17 protein-coding genes are annotated in these 17,140 nt (G+C 62.0%); 4 read left to right on the top strand and 13 right to left on the bottom strand.

The window, feature by feature from the left end; genetic code table 11:
* Positions 1-2: 2 nt before the first annotated feature.
* From H147_RS0102855 to H147_RS0102825, 7 genes are all read right to left on the bottom strand, one after another.
* On the bottom strand, positions 3-1,376 hold the full coding sequence (locus H147_RS0102855) for a pyruvate dehydrogenase complex E1 component subunit beta (protein WP_019953831.1): 1,374 nt from the start codon (positions 1,374-1,376) through the stop codon (positions 3-5).
* 3 nt (positions 1,377-1,379) lie between these two features.
* Positions 1,380-2,390: a pyruvate dehydrogenase (acetyl-transferring) E1 component subunit alpha gene (pdhA, locus tag H147_RS0102850; RefSeq protein WP_026352196.1), complete on the bottom strand. Its 1,011-nt coding sequence runs from the start codon at positions 2,388-2,390 to the stop codon at positions 1,380-1,382.
* 181 nt (positions 2,391-2,571) lie between these two features.
* The gene (locus H147_RS0102845) at positions 2,572-2,871 is read right to left on the bottom strand and encodes an FtsB family cell division protein (RefSeq protein WP_026352195.1); all 300 of its coding nucleotides are present in this window, start codon (positions 2,869-2,871) and stop codon (positions 2,572-2,574) included.
* Positions 2,872-2,960: 89 nt separating this feature from the next.
* A complete protein-coding gene (locus H147_RS0102840; protein WP_019953828.1) occupies positions 2,961-3,890 on the bottom strand; it encodes a class I fructose-bisphosphate aldolase in 930 nt (309 codons plus the stop codon).
* Positions 3,891-3,996: 106 nt separating this feature from the next.
* A complete protein-coding gene (locus tag H147_RS0102835) occupies positions 3,997-5,592 on the bottom strand; it encodes a hypothetical protein (protein ID WP_019953827.1) in 1,596 nt (531 codons plus the stop codon).
* Positions 5,593-5,697: 105 nt separating this feature from the next.
* Entirely contained in the window at positions 5,698-6,315 is a 618-nt protein-coding gene (locus H147_RS0102830; protein ID WP_019953826.1) for a hypothetical protein, read from the bottom strand.
* A gap of 19 nt (positions 6,316-6,334) precedes the next feature.
* Positions 6,335-7,510: a phosphoglycerate kinase gene (locus H147_RS0102825; protein ID WP_026352194.1), complete on the bottom strand. Its 1,176-nt coding sequence runs from the start codon at positions 7,508-7,510 to the stop codon at positions 6,335-6,337.
* Positions 7,511-7,638: 128 nt separating this feature from the next.
* Between H147_RS0102825 and H147_RS0102820 the strand changes: the two genes are divergently transcribed.
* From H147_RS0102820 to H147_RS0102810, 3 genes are all read left to right on the top strand, one after another.
* A complete protein-coding gene (locus H147_RS0102820; RefSeq protein WP_019953824.1) occupies positions 7,639-8,145 on the top strand; it encodes a peptidylprolyl isomerase in 507 nt (168 codons plus the stop codon).
* Positions 8,138-8,683: a peptidylprolyl isomerase gene (locus H147_RS0102815; RefSeq protein ID WP_019953823.1), complete on the top strand. Its 546-nt coding sequence runs from the start codon at positions 8,138-8,140 to the stop codon at positions 8,681-8,683. Before H147_RS0102820 ends, H147_RS0102815 begins: the two co-directional genes overlap by 8 nt.
* Before the next feature lie 77 nt (positions 8,684-8,760).
* Positions 8,761-9,678, top strand: coding sequence for a DMT family transporter (locus H147_RS0102810; protein ID WP_019953822.1), 918 nt, complete (start codon positions 8,761-8,763; stop codon positions 9,676-9,678).
* On the opposite strand, the gene H147_RS0102805 is transcribed toward H147_RS0102810, so the two are convergent.
* Together H147_RS0102805 and H147_RS0102800 are read right to left on the bottom strand one after the other, a co-directional pair.
* Complete coding sequence (locus tag H147_RS0102805) at positions 9,635-11,041, bottom strand: protein adenylyltransferase SelO (RefSeq protein ID WP_019953821.1); 1,407 nt, start codon at positions 11,039-11,041, stop codon at positions 9,635-9,637. The two genes, H147_RS0102810 and H147_RS0102805, sit on opposite strands and share 44 nt — an antisense overlap.
* A complete protein-coding gene (locus H147_RS0102800) occupies positions 11,038-11,976 on the bottom strand; it encodes a nucleoside hydrolase (RefSeq protein WP_019953820.1) in 939 nt (312 codons plus the stop codon). Before H147_RS0102800 ends, H147_RS0102805 begins: the two co-directional genes overlap by 4 nt.
* 144 nt (positions 11,977-12,120) lie before the next feature.
* Between H147_RS0102800 and H147_RS0102795 the strand changes: the two genes are divergently transcribed.
* A complete protein-coding gene (locus H147_RS0102795; RefSeq protein WP_019953819.1) occupies positions 12,121-12,357 on the top strand; it encodes an EF-hand domain-containing protein in 237 nt (78 codons plus the stop codon).
* A 146-nt stretch (positions 12,358-12,503) separates the two neighbouring features.
* Here H147_RS0102795 and ilvN read toward each other — a convergent pair whose 3' ends face one another.
* From ilvN to yghU, 4 genes are all read right to left on the bottom strand, one after another.
* Positions 12,504-13,067: an acetolactate synthase small subunit gene (ilvN, locus tag H147_RS0102790; RefSeq protein ID WP_019953818.1), complete on the bottom strand. Its 564-nt coding sequence runs from the start codon at positions 13,065-13,067 to the stop codon at positions 12,504-12,506.
* 30 nt (positions 13,068-13,097) lie between these two features.
* The gene (locus H147_RS0102785; protein ID WP_019953817.1) at positions 13,098-14,849 is read right to left on the bottom strand and encodes an acetolactate synthase 3 large subunit; all 1,752 of its coding nucleotides are present in this window, start codon (positions 14,847-14,849) and stop codon (positions 13,098-13,100) included.
* 240 nt (positions 14,850-15,089) lie between these two features.
* Positions 15,090-16,007 (bottom strand): calcium/sodium antiporter, encoded by a 918-nt coding sequence (locus H147_RS0102780; protein ID WP_019953816.1) that lies wholly within the window; start codon positions 16,005-16,007, stop codon positions 15,090-15,092.
* A 101-nt stretch (positions 16,008-16,108) separates the two neighbouring features.
* Positions 16,109-16,951, bottom strand: coding sequence for a glutathione-dependent disulfide-bond oxidoreductase (gene yghU / locus H147_RS0102775; protein WP_019953815.1), 843 nt, complete (start codon positions 16,949-16,951; stop codon positions 16,109-16,111).
* Positions 16,952-17,140 lie beyond the last annotated feature (189 nt).

The raw sequence follows: 17,140 nt of genomic DNA, 5'->3' as shown, positions 1-17,140 counted from the left end.
CCTTAGCGGTAGGTCACGTGTTTGCAGGCGGCGACGACTTCGTCGACGGTCAGCAAGGCATGTTTTTCAAGGTTCGCGGCATAGGGCATCGGCACGTCTTTACCTGTGCAGTTGATCACCGGCGCATCCAGATAGTCAAAGGCCTGCTGCATGATGACGCTGCTGATATAGCTGCCGACGCTGCCTTGCGGCCATCCTTCTTCGACGGTCACACAGCGGTTGGTCTTGCGCACAGAGGCAAGGATGGTTTCCGTATCCATCGGGCGCAGGGTGCGCAGGTTGATCACCTCGGCGCTGATGCCTTCTTCGGCCAGCTTTTCGGCCGCGGCCAGCGCATAGGTCATGCCGATCCCGAAACTGACGATGGTCACGTCATCACCGGCGCGTTCGATCTTGGCCTTGCCGAAAGGAATGGTGAAATCATCCATGATCGGCACGTCGAAGCTTTTGCCATAGAGAATCTCGTTTTCGAGGAAGATCACCGGGTTGGGGTCGCGGATCGCGGTTTTCATCAGGCCTTTCGCGTCAGCGGCGGAATAGGGCATCACGACCTTCAGACCGGGGATCTGCATATACCATGCGGCATAATCCTGGCTGTGCTGCGCACCCACGCGGGCGGCGGCACCGTTGGGGCCGCGAAACACCATCGGCGCACCCATCTGGCCGCCCGACATGTACAGCGTCTTGGCGGCAGAGTTGATGATATGGTCGATCGCCTGCATCGCGAAGTTGAAGGTCATGAATTCGACGATGGGCTTCAGCCCGCCGAATGCGGCACCTGTGGCGATCCCTGCAAAGCCGTGCTCGGTGATCGGTGTGTCGATCACGCGCTTGGCACCGAATTCATCCAGCAGACCCTGGCTGATTTTATAGGCGCCCTGATATTCCGCGACCTCTTCGCCCATCAGGAAAACGCTGTCGTCGCGGCGCATTTCCTCGGCCATCGCGTCGCGGAGTGCTTCGCGGACCGTGGTCTTCCTGACCTCGACGTCGGCGGCCCAGTCGGGGGTCGTGTCAGCGACAGCGGCAGCGGGTTTGGCTGCGGCAGGGGCTTTGGCGGATGGTTGAGGCCCCGGCTCGGAGGCCGGGGTGGCCGCGTCCCGGGCCTGATCCGGGACCTCATCAACGGATTCACCCTCCTCGACCAGTACGGCGATGGCGGTGTTCACCTTCACGCCTTCGGTGCCTTCGGCGATCAGGATCTTGCCGATCACACCTTCGTCCACGGCCTCGAATTCCATCGTGGCCTTGTCGGTTTCGATCTCGGCGAGGATGTCACCAGACGACACCTTGTCGCCTTCCTTGACCAGCCATTTGGCCAGCGTGCCTTCTTCCATGGTGGGGGACAGGGCGGGCATCAGAATTTCGGTTGCCATGTCTCAAGCCTCCTGCGGGATTTCTGTGGCGTAGATATCGGTCCAGAGCTCGTCGAGATGCGGCTCCGGGCTCTCCTTGGAAAACTCCGCCGCTTCGTTGACCACGGCCTTGATTTCCTTGTCGATGGCCTTGAGGTCATCGTCGGTCGCGTGCTTGCCGGTCAGCAGCATGTCGCGGACCTGTTCGATCGGGTCGCGTTCGTCGCGCATTTTCTGCACCTCGTCGCGGGTACGGTATTTGGCGGGGTCGGACATCGAATGGCCGCGATAGCGGTAGGTCTTGACCTCAAGAATATATGGCCCTTTGCCCGAACGGCAGTGCGCCACCGCCCTTTCACCCGCTTCCTTGACGGCCAGCACGTTCATCCCGTCGACTTCTTCGCCCTTGATGCCATAGGCGGCACCGCGTTCCCACAGGCTCGGCGATTTGGTGGAGCGCACGACGGAGGTGCCCATCGCATAGCCGTTGTTCTCGATCACGAAGATGACCGGAAGATCCCAAAGCTGCGCCATGTTGTAGGTTTCATAGACCTGCCCCTGGTTCGCGGCGCCATCCCCGAAATAGGCGAATGTCACGCGGTCGTTGCCCTTGTATTTATCCGCAAAGGCCAGACCCGCGCCCAGCGGGACCTGCGCGCCGACGATGCCGTGGCCGCCGTAGAAATGTTTCTCTTTCGAGAACATATGCATCGACCCGCCCTTGCCTTTGGAAAAGCCCCCCTCGCGGCCTGTCAGTTCGGCCATGATCCCCTTGGGGTCCATGCCGCAAGCCAGCATATGACCATGATCACGATAGGATGTAACGCGCTTGTCGCCTTCGCCTGCGGCCGCTTCCAGCCCGACGACGACCGCTTCCTGCCCGATATACAGGTGGCAGAAGCCGCCGATCAGGCCCATGCCGTACAGCTGGCCTGCCTTTTCCTCGAACCGCCGGATCAGCAGCATTTCACGGTAATGGCCCAGCAATTCCTCGGCTGAGACATTGGATTTCGCGGCGGCCTGTTTTGGCGGCATGAGCATTCCTCCAGCGTTTTGGCATATAGTTTAGTATTAAACTATCTTTTAGTGCATCTGGAACGGGATTGCCACCGTGAATATGACGCAGCGGCAGAGTGGCTGGTCTGCGCTGGTTGCAAGGCTGGCTGACCGGCTGCGCCGGGCCTTCGGCGAGGATATTTTGGCTCTGAAGATGGGATCAGCGGATCACGATCTCGTCGGCTCGGATCAGGCCCAGCACATCGCGGGCCTGTTCGTCGAGCAGGTCAAGATCGAGAAAATTATCCGAAAGCCGCGTAGTCAGGTTTTCCATCCGGGCGACCTCGGCCTGCAAGGCGGCCAGTTCGATGCGCAGCGCGGCGGCTTCGGCGCGGACCTCGACGCGTTTGAACAGACCGTTGTGGCCCTGGACGGCGGCAAAGGTGAAATACAATCCCAGGACGATCATCCCTAGAAAGTACAACGTCGCCCCGATCGCCGGCCTGCTGCGTTTCAACATCTGCTGTCCTCTGCTGTCGTCTCTGACGGACGACTGCATGCAGACTCGCATATCCGATTCGCAAAGGGAATCCCTAAAATGCGAATTTTTTAGTCACGTCCGCGATAGATTTCGACCAGCTTGCCCAGCATGGCAAGCGCATCCGCGCGGTCGCGCTGGAAGGAATTGCGCCCGATGATCGACCCGTTGCCACCGCCGTCACGGATCGCGCGCGCATCGTCATAGACGGCATCGGCCCCCTTGGCGGCGCCACCCGAAAACACCGTGATCCGGCGCCCGTTGAACGCGGCCTGCATGCAATGGCGCACGCGCGCGGCCTGCGTGGCGATGTCGATGCCTTTGTCCTGATAGACCTTCTTGGCCTCGGGCAGGGACAAATGGTCGGTGGACAGCTTGATCTTGATGATATGCGCCCCCAGCAAGGCCGCGATCTGGGCGGCATAGGCCGCGATGTCGATGGCGGTTTCGCCGTTCTTGTCGAGCGCCTCACCGCGTGGATAGGACCAGATCACCGTGGCGATCCCCTTGGCCGCAGCCTCGCGCCGCATTTCGGCGATATCGCTGAACATGTTCAGCGCGGCCGATGATCCCGGATAGATCGTGAACCCGATCGCTGAACAGCCCAGCCGCAGCGCGTCATCCACGCTTGCCGTGATCGCCTGCGTTTTGGCCGCGACATCGGGGATCAGCGAATTGGCAGAGTTCACTTTCAGGATCGTGGGGATTTGCCCCGCAAATGTATCGGCACCCGCCTCGATCATGCCAAGCGGGGCGGCATAGGCGTTCAACCCCGCGTCGATGGCCAGTTGGTAATGGTAATGCGGGTCATAGGCGGCAGGGTTTGCGGCAAAGGACCGCGCAGGCCCGTGTTCGAACCCCTGATCGACGGGCAGGATGATCATCTTGCCGGTGCCGCCCAGCTTGCCGGTCATCAACATGCGGGCCAGGTTCGCCTTGACGCCGGGCGTTTCGCCTTCGTAATGGCCAAGGATTTTCTGGACGGTGCGGGTGGTTTTCATGACGGGCCCCTGTGCAAGCGGTGTTCGTGCGCAGGGTTAGGGGCGTCGGCGCCCGGTTGCAAATGTGTTAGCGCAACCGGGCGGCATGTTATCGCAAACGGTGGTCTTAGCGTTGCGTCAGATAGCGCTGCGGTAGGTCGGCGTCGAACCAGTCACCGATGGCAAGCTCTTCCATCCGGGTGGCGGTCTGCTGCCAGGCGGCGGCGACATCCGGCCCGCGGGCGGCGAACCGCCCTTCGATATCGGCGCGCAGCGAACCCGCTGCGATATCGCCCGCAGCCTCTGCCAGCACGGCATAGTAATAGGCCCGCGCATAGGACCGCGCCGCGCCCTGGCCTGCGTGATGCGCCAGCGCCAGCGCGCGCAGATCGCGCGGGTCATCGCTGCTGATCGCACTGACCGGGGCAGGGGCTGGTTCCAGATGGACCGCCTGTGCGGTCAACACTGCCTGCGATGTCATCTGCGCCTCCAGCCGGTCAAGCTGGCCCACGGCACCCGGCGTGCCGCGTTCCCCGGCGATCAGCGCATAATCATAGGCGGTGGCAATGTCGCGCGCCTCTGTTGCCTTGGACAACAACAGGGCGACCTCGCCTGCGACCTCTGGATCGTCCAGCAAGGGTGCCAGCAGTCCGGGCACCAGCACCGTGCTGCGCGGCACGCCATCGCCATTCAAAAGCGCTGTCGCGATGCGCAACCGGTCTTCGGGTGCCAGATCCTCCAGCCGTTCGACTGCGGCCAGTTCCTCCAGCGTCAGGATACGTGTCCGCGCCAGCGGCGTGCTGCGCGCCTGCAAGCCCATCGCCACGATCAGCGAGGGCAGGCTGGCATACATCTGCGGCTCGACCACAACACCACCGGCAGGCAGGTCCGCCTCGATGGTGATTTCACCGGGATCAGCGACGAATGTTTCGACTTCGGCCATCAGGTCGTCGATGAAATTCCGCTCGACCGCGCCAAGGGGGCGAAAGCCGCCTTCGGTCACGAATTGCGTCAGCGCCTCGGTGCTCAGTTCGCGGATGGCCAGCGGATCGCGCAGGTTGGGTGGCAGCACTTGCGACACGGCGGCCCAGCCGCCCGTATCCTTCAGCGTGGCCACCGCCCGCGACAGCCGGATCGCAGGGTCGCCGGGAGAGCCGAATTCACCGATGCGCGGCAGGATGGTCCCGCTGGCCGAGACATCGAGAATGCCGAAGCCGTTGATCGCAACTGTCGTGTCCAGCGCGGTTTCGCCGGTGGTATAGGCATAGGTCGCGCTGACCTTGAACTGGTCGAGCGGCACATCGCGGTAACCCGCCGTACGCAATGCAACCGCGATATCGCGTTCGAAACAGGCAAGGCTGGCGCGCGCGCCGATCAGGTTCAGGTTCAGCGTGGCGCTGGTCTGGAACGGGGCGATGACATCGGTGGACAGGGTCGCGCGGTCGACGCGGATCTCGCACTGGCCGGCCTGATCATAGGGCAGCACAGGGCGCGCCACGATCCCCGACATCGCGACTGTGCCGCGCATCGGGTCGGCGGACAGATGGTCATAGCGCAGTTCCATCCGCGTGCGCAGCGCGGAAATGCCGGTATTGGCCAGCGCCGTGGCAATCCGGTCAGGGCTGAAGAATTCGCCCAGCGTGGCTTGGGGGTCCTGCGCGCTGACCGACAGGGGCAGCAGCACGGCAAGGGCGGTGGCGGGCAGGCGGGTGAGGGTGTTCATGGCTCTCTCCTTGATGATGGTGAGACTATTTATGAACAATGTTCAAAAAGCAAATGGAAAATCTGCGCAGGGCAGGGATCACCCTGCCGCCTGTTACGCAGCGTTCTAGGTCAGAACCGCCCTCACGAATGCGCGGAACGGATCAGGCGTCTGCCGCAGAACAAGCGCGTCACCCGTTGCAGGATAGCTGAGCCCCAATGTCGCCGCGACATGCTGCTTCACTTCGATGGGGTCGGGCCAAGCCTCTGCGTGTGCTTCCGCGAAACTGGCCAGCGGCGTCAGGGTCAGCGTGTGTCGGTCTTCGATGCTGAAATAACCCATGGTGATCAGCATGATAAAGTCTTTGACATTACGGGTGATCGTGAACGTCTCGCCTTCGGAACCCAGGAAAACGTAAGTGTCCCGCCCGCCGTTTTTCCAGACGGCCAGATAACTGCCGTCGCCGCCGCAGCGCACCAAAGGCAGAATCGTTCGTTCCAGCCCATCGGCCCCGAACCAGTGGCGCACCAGATCGGGTTCGATCGCAAAGGCCAGATGCGACCACAGGTCGTCCATGCTGGCGACAGGCATTGTCGGCATGAACAGCGCGTCGATGCGTCTATAGCGAAAGGTCTGGTTCTGGTCGGCAAGCCAGCCGATCAGGTCCCAGATCGCGCCGTCGAGGGCGAACCCGTCGGGCAGCGATGCCCGTAGGGCGGTCTCGAATCTGCGGTCGGGTTGCATGCGGCGTCCTTGTTGTGACCTACCCCAGCGCCGCGACCCCCGGCAGGGTCTTGCCTTCCATCCATTCCAGAAACGCCCCCCCCGCGCCCGAGATATAGGTGAAATCATCCGCTACGCCCGCCTGATTGAGCGCCGAAATGGTATCACCGCCACCCGCCACGGAAATCAGCTTGCCCGCTTTGGACAGGGCGGCGGCCTTGGCGGCGGCAGCGTTGGTGGCAGCATCAAAAGGGGCGATCTCGAAGGCCCCGAGCGGGCCGTTCCAAACGAGCGTCTTGGCGCGCTCCAGCACCTCGGCGATATAGGCGACGGTCGCGGGACCTGCATCGAGGATCATGGCATCATCAGGGCAGGCGTCGGGGGCGAGGGTTTCACTGGCCGCACCCGCCTTGAATTCGCGCGCCACAACGATATCGCGCGGCAGGATGATCTCGCAGCCTGCGGCCTCGGCCTTGGCCAGAATATCGCGGGCCGTCTCGGCCAGATCATGTTCGCACAGCGACTTGCCGACGTTGAACCCTTGGGCGGCCAGAAAGGTATTCGCCATGCCGCCGCCGATCACGAGATGATCGACCTTGCCGACAAGGTTGCCCAGAAGGTCCAGCTTGGTGGACACTTTCGCACCACCGACCACAGCCACGACAGGGCGCGCAGGGTTGCCAAGCGCGGCATCCAGCGCGCCCAGTTCTTCCTCCATCAACCGCCCCGCGCAGGCGGGCAGCAGATGGGCGATAGCCTCGGTGCTGGCATGGGCCCGGTGCGCGGCAGAAAAGGCGTCGTTGACATAGATATCGCCAAGGCTGGCCAATCGGGCGGCAAAGGCCGCGTCATTGCTTTCCTCGCCGGGATGAAAGCGCAGGTTTTCCAGAAGCAGGACCTCTTCATCCTCCATCTCGTCCACGGCCTCGGCATAGTTGGAACTGACGAAAGTCACCGTCAGCCCCAGCACATCGGCCACCGTGCCTGCGATATGTTCCAGCGACATTTCCGGCACGACCTTGCCCTTGGGCCGGTCGAAATGCGCGAGCAGGATGACCTTGCCGCCTTTGGCATGGATATCATCGACCGTCGGGATGATCCGTTCGATCCGGCTGGTATCGGTCACGACACCATTATCCACCGGCACGTTGATATCGACGCGCACCAGCGCGCGTTTGCCTGCGAAATCCATGTCGTCGAGTGTTTTCCAGCCCATGTGATCCATCCTTCGGGGTTGCTTGGCGCTTTGTTGCGGCAATGATGTGCCCGCGTCAACAGCGCCGCCTTGGCTTTTGCGCGCATCCGCCATATGTCCAAGCCCAATCATCATCCAAGGAGCTCCCAATGGCCGAGATCAAAGACCCCGAGAACACCATCATCATGACCCTCAAGGGCGGTGACGTCATTATCCAGCTTTTGCCCGATGTGGCCCCCGGCCATGTGGCGCGGATGAAGGAACTGGCCCGCGCGGGTGCCTATGACAACGTCTGCTTTCACCGCGTGATCGACGGGTTCATGGCGCAGACGGGCGACGTGGCCAACGGCAACATGGAAAAGGATTTCAACATCCGCCGCGCGGGCACGGGCGGGTCGGATATGCCCGACCTCAAGGCCGAATTCTCCAAGATCCCGCACGCGCGTGGGTCGATCGGTGCAGCGCGGTCTTCCAGCCCCGACAGCGCCAACAGCCAGTTCTTCATCAACTTCAAGGACAATGATTTCCTGAACGGGCAGTACACCGTCTACGGTCAGGTCATTTCCGGCATGGACCATGTCGATGCCATCACGCGTGGCGAACCCCCGATGAACCCCGACCGCATGATCAGCGTCAAGGTGGCTGCCGATGTATAAGCACCTGATCGCACTGGCCCTGCTGGCCAGCCCCGCCTATAGCGCCGGTCTGGAAATCGACATCGCGGGCGAAGCCAACGGCACCATCACCATCGACCTGTTCGAGGATGTCGCACCCTTGCACGTCGCCCAGATCACCGCGATTGCGGCTGAGGGCGCTTATGACAACGTGGTGTTCCACCGCGTGATCGACGGTTTCATGGCGCAGACGGGCGGTGTGCAAAACGGCGTGATGGGCAGCGACCTGTCGCGCGCAGGCACGGGTGGGTCGTCCTTGGGCGACATTCCCGCCGAGTTTTCGGACCTGCCGTTCGAGCGTGGCGTGGTGGGCATGGCCCGTTCGCAAAACCCCAATTCCGCCAACAGCCAGTTCTTCATCATGTTCGAACCAGGCTATTTCCTGAACGGGCAATACACCGTCGTGGGTGAAGTCACCGAAGGCATGGACATCGTCGATGCGATCAAGCGTGGGACCGGTGCCAATGGCGCCGTCATCGGCCAGCCCGATATGATGGCCGCTGTCCGCGTCATCGAGTGATCCGATCGGCCCTCGTCGCTGATATGGGGGCATGATCCGACCTTGACTTGCCACCATCGCCGCAGTCTGGTGCGGCGATGGAACGCAAATCCCAAGTCGATCTTTTCGGTGCCACAGCCCTGACCGGCTTTGCGCTGCTGCTGGCCTTCAATCAGGTGGTGATCAAGGTCACCAATGACGGGCTGCAACCTGTGTTTTTTGCAGGCTTGCGGTCTGCGGGCGCTGTGTTTTGTATTCTGCTTTGGCTTTACTGGCGCAAGATCCCGCTCCGCATCCTGCCCGGCACCGCGGGCTGGGGTATGCTAGTCGGGGTGGTTTTTGCCTTCGAATTTCTGTGCCTGTTCGTGGCCCTTGACCTGACGGCCGTCAGCCGCGCCAGCGTCATTTTCTATTCCATGCCGGTCTGGCTGGCGCTGATCGCGCATGTGGTGCTGCCCGATGACAAGATCACCCCGCGCAAGGCGCTGGGGCTGGCGCTGGCGCTTGGCGGCGTGGCGCTGGCGATCCTGACGCGGGATGACAGGGCGGGCAGTATCTGGGGCGATCTGGCGGCGCTGGGCGCGGCAATCGGCTGGGCGGTCACGGCGATGATCGCCAAGGCCTCGCCCCTGCGGCAGGTCAAACCCGAATTGCAACTGATGTGGCAGGTCGCGATTTCCGCGCCGATCCTGCTTTTGGCTTCACTCTTCTTCGGTCCGCTGGTGCGCGAATTCGCCCCCATCCATGCGGCGGGTCTGGCGTTCCAGATCGTTGTCGTGGTCAGCGCGGGCTTTATCTTCTGGCTGTGGCTATTGTCGGTCTATCCGGCTTCCAGCGTCGCCTCTTTCAGCTTTCTGTCGCCTGTGCTCAGCGTCGCCCTCGGCTGGTTGCTGCTGGACGAGAAGGTCGGCATCAGCCTGATCGGCGCGCTGGTGCTGGTGGCCATCGGGATCGTCCTGATCAACCGGCCCGTCAGGTCCCGCAAAACGTCCGGGTCACGCGCTCCGATTGCATAGGGGGGCGGGCGTAGGGGGCTGTCGCCTCGGTCAGCGGCGCGTAAGGCTGCGTGACGGCAGCCAGCAACGCCTGAAACGGTGCGAAATCACCTGCGACACCGGCCTGGATCGCGGCCTCGACCTGGTGATTGCGCGGGATGATCTGGGGGTTCGCCTGCGCCATGATCGCGGCGGCATTGCCCGCCTGACGCGGTTTCCACCGTGCAGCCCAGATATCGAAGGCGTCACGGTCCAGAAACTGGTCGCGCGCCTGATCGGTCGCCAGCGCGGTAAAAGTCGCGGTGAAATCCGCGCCATCCTTGGCCATCAGGTTCAGCAGGTCCGTGACCAAGGCTGCATCCTCCGGCGTGGGATCGCTGATCCCCAGCTTGGCGGCAAAGACCTGGAGCCACGCATGGGCATAGATCGGGGCAAAGCCATGCACGGCGGCGGTGAAATCCTTGACCGCCTGGTCACGGTCGCCCATCAGCGGGATCAGCGCCGTGGCGAATTGCGCCATGTTCCAAGCCCCGATCTGCGGCTGGTTGCCATAGGCATAGCGCCCCTGCTGGTCGATGGCACTGAACACCGCGCCATGTTCGAAATCATCGACAAAGGCGCAGGGTCCATAGTCGATCGTCTCGCCCGCGATGCTGACATTGTCGGTATTCATCACGCCATGGACGAACCCGAGCCCCATCCAGCGCGCGATCAGATGCGCATAGCGTGCGATGACCGCATCAAGCAGGGCGGCAAGCCCATCCGCCTGCGGGTAATGCCGTGCGATCACATGGTCGGTCAAGGCGCGCAGCGCGTCGAGATCCTTGCGCGCGGCGAAAAACTGGAAGGTCCCGACACGGATATGGCTTTGCGCCACACGGGTGATGACAGCCCCCGGCAGGCGGGTCTCGCGGTAGACATCCTCGCCCGTGGTCACAGCCGCCAGCGCGCGGGTGGTCGGCACGCCAAGGGCAAACATCGCCTCTGACACCAGATATTCGCGCATCACGGGGCCGAGCCAGGCACGGCCATCGCCCGACCGCGAATAGGGGGTCGGCCCCGCGCCTTTGAGCTGGATATCGCGGCGGATGCCGTCGCTGCCCACAACCTCGCCCAACAGGATCGCGCGGCCATCGCCCAGTTGCGGGTTCCAATGGCCGAATTGATGCCCGGCATAGACGGTCGCAATCGGGCTTGCGCCTGCGGGGATATGGTTGCCGGCAAAGACCTGCGCTGCATCGGGGGCATGCAGGTCGATCCCCAGCACCGCCGCCAGCGCCTCATTGCGTGCAAAGACGGCAGGCGCCGCCACAGGCGTCGGCAGCTGCGGCGTGAACATCTGCGCGGGAAGGGCGGCATAGCTGTTGTCAAAGGCGATCTTCATAGGCGGGCAAGTCTTTCAGCGAGCAGCGCATAGAACCCTTCGGCATCGATATCGCCGATGAACAGCGCGTTCTTGGGGCGGTCGGTGATGCCCCACCAATCCGCGACCGTCATGCCAAGGGTCAGCTCCGATTCTGTCTCGATCTCGACATTGATCAGGCGGCCGGTGAAGAGGCTCGGGTCGATCAGATAGGCGACGGTGCAAGGGTCGTGCAAAGGCGCGCCTTCCGATCCGTATTTTTCCATGTCGAAACGTTCAAAGAAATCCGTCCAGGCCGCGACCATATCGCCCACCTTGGTGCCCATGGCGCGGAAGGCGTCGATGCGGGCCTTGGTGGTCAGCGCCTTGTGGGTCACATCGAGCGGCATGACCACCAGCGGCACACCTGCGTCGAAAACGATCTTGGCCGCTTCGGGATCGACATAGATGTTGAATTCGGCGGCGGGGGTGATGTTGCCAACCTCGAAATAGGCGCCGCCCATCAGCACGATTTCCTGCACGCGGGGGATGATGTCGGGCGCGCGCTGAAATGCCGTGGCAATATTGGTCAAAGGGCCGACAGGGACCAGCGTGACGCTGCCTGCAGGCTCCGAGCGCAGCGTGTCGATGATGAAATCGACGGCATGCTGGTCCTGCAAGGGCATCACCGGGTCTGCCATCTGCGGCCCGTCAAGACCGGTCTTGCCATGCACATGTTCGGCCGTGACGAGGGCGCGCGCCAAGGGGGCGTCGCAGCCGGCAAAGACCTTGATATCAGGCCGCCCGGCCAATTCGCAGATGATCCGCGCGTTCTTTTCGGTCAGTGGCAAGGGCACGTTGCCCGCCACGGCGGTGAGTCCCAGCACGTCAACCTCTGGTGAGGCGAGGGCAAGCAGGATGGCAACGGCGTCGTCCTGTCCGGGGTCTGTGTCGATGATGATCTTGCGCGGCGTCATGGGTCGGTCCTTGGTTGTACCCGCGCACCTTGTCGTCTCAAGGAGGCAGGGGCAAGGGGCGGCGGCTTTGTGATGGCTCAGCACTGGTATTCGGCAAGGGAAGTCCCCAGATAAGAAGACACCTCACCAAGGCCGGAGACGACGATGACCACCAGCAAAACCCTGTTCACCCTTGTGACCCTTGTGGCGGCACTGCCCGCCTTCGCGCAATCGACGGCAATCGATGTCAACGGCGACGGGCGCTACAGCTTTCCCGAAGTGCAGGCTGCGGCCCCCGAAGTCTCCGAAGATGCGTTCGCCGCACTCGACGTCAACGGCGATGGTCTGCTCGATTCCGATGAAATTGCCGTGGGCGAAGGTGCAGGCACTTTGCCGCGCTAAAGGCCGTCACATCCCGTGGGGATGTTCGGTGCGCTCCGCGCGGGGAGTATTTTTGGAAATAAGAAGTCGCAAGAGACTCTGACCCGCAGCTTCTTATTTCTCTGAATACTCCCGCCGGAGGCCTCGGTCGCGCGCAGCGCGCCGGATCAGACCGCCCCGCGCGACAAAGCGGCGACGCCCGTGCGTGCGACTTCCTGTAATCCCAAGGGTCGCATCAGATCGGCAAAGGCGTCGATTTTTTCCGGCGTTCCGGTGATCTCGAACACGAATGATTCCAGCGTGCTGTCCACGACATTGGCGCGGAAGATATCGGCAAGGCGCAGGGCTTCGACGCGCTGTTCGCCTTTGCCTGCGACCTTGAACAGCCCTAGCTCACGCTCCACGCTCGGCCCTTCGACGGTCAGGTCGTTGACCTTGTGCACATCGATGATGCGGCCCAGCTGTGCCTTGATCTGGATGATGATCTGCGGCGTGCCGGTGGTGACGATGGTGATGCGCGACCGGTGGCCCTGATGGTCCACCTCGGCCACGGTCAGGCTTTCGATGTTATAGCCGCGCCCGGCGAAAAGCCCGATCACGCGCGCCAGCACGCCGGGTTCGTTTTCGACCAGCACGGCCAAGGTGTGCCGTTCCACCGTGTCGGAATAGCTGGGCCGCAGGTCATAGGCGGAATGGCCGGTCGAGCCTTTTTTGATTTTCAGCGGTGACATGATCTGTCCCTTATCCTTGAATTGAGAGGCTTACACCAGCACCGCGCCGCCGGCTTGGATGGCATCCTTGGTCGAGGCATCGCCCAGCAGCATTTCATTATGCGGCTTGCCCGAGGGGATCATCGGGAAGCAGTTTTCGTGCTTTTCCACCAGACAATCGAACAGCACCGGCCCTTTGTGGGTCAGCATTTCCATGATCGCATCGTCGAGCGTGTCGGGATCGCTGCACAGGATGCCCTTGGCGCCAAAGGCCTCGGCCAGTTTCACGAAATCGGGCAGGCTTTCGGACCAGCTGGACGAATAGCGTTCGCCATGCAGCAATTCCTGCCATTGCCGGACCATGCCCAGCCGTTCGTTGTTGAGGATGAATTGCTTGACCGGCAAACGGTACTGCATCGCCGTGCCGAGTTCCTGCATGTTCATCAGCCACGACGCCTCGCCCGCGACATTGATCACCAGCGCGTCGGGATGCGCCATCTGCACGCCGATCGAGGCGGGGAACCCGTAGCCCATCGTGCCGAGGCCACCCGATGTCATCCAGCGGTTGGGGTCCTCGAACCCCAGATATTGCGCCGCCCACATCTGGTGCTGGCCCACTTCGGTGCAGATATAGCGGTCGTGCTTCTTGGTCAGCGCCTCGAGCCGTTGAAGCGCATATTGTGGTTTGATCACTTTGCCTTGCTGGGTGAACTTTAGGCAATCGACGGCGCGCCATTCCTTGATCTGGCCCCACCATTTCGCCAGACCTTCGGTGTTTGTCTTGCGCCCGCGCGCCTTCCAGACGTTCAGCAAATCTTCCAGCACATGCGCTACATCACCCAGGATCGGGAAATCGGCATGGACCACCTTGTTGATGGACGACGCGTCGATATCGATATGCGCCTTTTTCGAGCGGGGGCTGAAGGCGTCGATCCGCCCGGTGATCCGGTCGTCGAAACGCGCGCCGATGTTGATCATCAGGTCGCAATCGTGCATCGCCATATTCGCCTCGTAGAGGCCATGCATCCCCAGCATCCCCAGCCAGTTGTCACCCGAGGCCGGATAAGCCCCAAGCCCCATCAGCGTCGATGTGATCGGAAAACCGGTCGCCGCCACCAGTTCGCGCAAAAGCTGGCTGGCCGCAGGGCCGGAGTTGATGACGCCGCCGCCTGTGTAAAAGATCGGGCGCTTGGCGGTTTCCATCGCCTTGGCGAGTTCGGTGATCATCGCAAGGTCGCCTTTGACCTGCGGGTTGTAATGGGTCTCGACCTGGCGTGCCTCGGTATAGGTGCCGGTGGCGAATTGCACGTCCTTGGGGATGTCGATGAGCACCGGACCGGGGCGGCCTGACAGCGCGATGTGGAACGCCTCGTGCAGGGTGGCGGCGAGTTTCTCGGTGTCCTTGACGAGCCAGTTATGCTTGGTGCAGGGGCGCGTGATGCCGACGGTATCAGCCTCTTGAAACGCATCCGACCCGATCATGAAGGTCGGCACCTGGCCTGTCAGCACAATGATCGGGATGCTGTCCATCAGCGCGTCGGTCAGGCCGGTCACGGCATTGGTCGCACCGGGGCCGGAGGTCACCAGCGCCACACCCGGTTTGCCGGTGGACCGCGCATAGCCTTCGGCGGCGTGGACGGCTGCCTGTTCATGGCGCACCAGGACGTGCTTGATCTGGTTCTGCTGGAACAACTCGTCATAGATCGGCAGGACGGCCCCACCGGGATAGCCAAAGACGACTTCCACACCCTGATCGATCAGGGCCTGGACCACCATTCTTGCGCCCGTCATGGTTTTGCTCATCTCACTCGCGTCCTATCCAGTTTGTTGCGTTCGGCATAAAAAAACCCCCGAGTGTGTCGGGGGCGCATGGGGTCGTTATGGATTTACCGTCACCGGCCCATGCGCATGTGTTCCACAATTAGTACGACGACGTTCATCGGGTTTCCTTTTGCTGTATCGGGTTCTAGTGCGCCCGCACGGAGGGGTCAACCACCGCGCTGGAGAAAATTACGTCACAATGCGATTTTTCGCAACTTTCTTTCAGAGGTTGGCTGTCAGCCCGATATAGGCTGCATAGGCCATCAGCATCCCCACACCGACAAGGCGGTTCATCCGCCCGACGACATAGACCAGCAACAGCAACAACAGCGTGATCGCGATCACGACCGGCGTGTCGACACTCAGGAACCGTGGATCGACGGGGATTGGCGTCACGATGGCCGTAATGCCCAGAATCGCGAGGATATTGAAGATGTTGGACCCCACGATATTGCCCAGTGCGATGTCGCGTTGGCCACGGATCGCGGCCATGACGGTGGTCGCCAGTTCGGGCAAAGACGTGCCGATGGCGACGATGCTCAGCCCGATCATCGCCTCGCTCACGCCGAATTGACGCGCGATGATGCTGGCGCTTTGCACAAGGTAATGCGCCCCGGCCAGAACGGCGGCCAGGCCCAGCAGCGTCAGTCCGATGTTCAGCCAAAGGCTGGCGGGCACGTCCACATCCTCAAGCTCGTTGCGTGATCCCTTGAGGCTGAGAAAAAGATAGACGATCAGCGCGCTGAACAGCACCAGCCCTTCGACCAGACCGACCTCGCCCGACCAGAACACATAGGGCAGGATCAGAACCGCCCCGGTCATCCAGAACAGGTCTTTCTTGACATCGGCGAACTTCAGGACGATCGGCCCGATGATCGCTGCCGTGCCCAGCACCAGCAGCATGTTCGCGATGTTGGACCCGATGACATTGCCGATGGCGATGCCCGGTTGCCCGCCAAGTGCCGCGTTGAGAGAGACCAGCAATTCCGGTGTGGATGTCCCGAAACCCACGACCGTCAGGCCAACGATCATCGGTGCGACCCCAAAGCGCAGCGCAAGGCCGCTTGCCCCCTTTACCAACCAGTCGCCGCCCAGAAAAAGGCCAAGAAGGCCACCGATCAAAATAAGATAGGTAATCATGCTGTCTCCACCGCTCAGGTGGGGACATGGGGCAGAAGGGCCCCGAGCGCAAGGGCAGGGGGTGAAATTTGCCCTGCCCCTGCACGCTGGAGGATGCCTGCTTAGCTGTTGAAATCGCTTGCCGCGTGGCGTTCGGGCAGTTGTTGGTGTGGTTCGCCCCATGTGCGGTTGACCATCTGCCCGCGCGCATAGGCGGGCCGTGCAAAGACGGCATCCGCCCAGCGGTTGACGTGTTTATAGGACGCCGCGTCAAGGAATGTGGCGGCATCGCCGTAAGCCCCGCCTTTGACAAGACGCCCGTACCACGGCGCGATCGCCATATCCGCGATCGTGTAATCATCGCCCGCGATATAGGCGCGGTCGGCCAATTGCCGATCCAGCACGTCAAGCTGACGTTTCGTTTCCATCGCGAAACGGTTGATCGGGTATTCGAATTTTTCCGGCGCATAGGCGTAGAAATGGCCAAAGCCGCCGCCCAGATAGGGCGCCGACCCTTGCAGCCAAAACAGCCAGTTCAGCGTCTCGGTCCGCGCCGCGATGTCCTTGGGCAGGAAAGCCCCGAATTTTTCCGCCAGATACAGCAGGATCGCCCCGCTTTCGAAAACGCGCAAACCGGTGTCGCGGTCGAACAAGGCAGGGATCTTGGAATTGGGGTTCACGCCGACAAAGCCGCTGCCGAACTGGTCGCCTTTGTTGATGTCGATCAGCCAGGCATCGTATTCGGCACCCGCGTGGCCCATGGCCAGCAATTCCTCGAGCATGACGGTCACTTTCACGCCGTTCGGTGTTGCCAGCGAATAAAGCTGGAGCGGATGTTCGCCCTGCGGCAGGTCCTTGTCATGCGTGGCCCCCGCGATGGGCCGGTTGATGCTGGCGAACTGGCCGCCGTTTTCGGCGTCCCAGGTCCAGACTTTGGGTGGGGTATAGGGTTTATGGTCGGTCATCGCTTGCTCCTGCACATGAACTTATGGTCTTAAACCAGCCTTGGCGCGCGCAACACAAGCCCGCCATCGGCACTAAACCGTGACAGATTGAAATGGGCGGACGCGGCTCATTTTATCACGAATGGCAACAAAGGCTGGCTTTCGGCGGGATGTACCCGTAATTGCGCCGATTTCGTCAACATTTCGCCT

This window comes from Yoonia vestfoldensis DSM 16212, from assembly GCF_000382265.1.
Classification (GTDB): Bacteria; Pseudomonadota; Alphaproteobacteria; order Rhodobacterales; family Rhodobacteraceae; genus Yoonia; species Yoonia vestfoldensis.
This window is presented reverse-complemented; position numbering and strand designations above follow the sequence as displayed.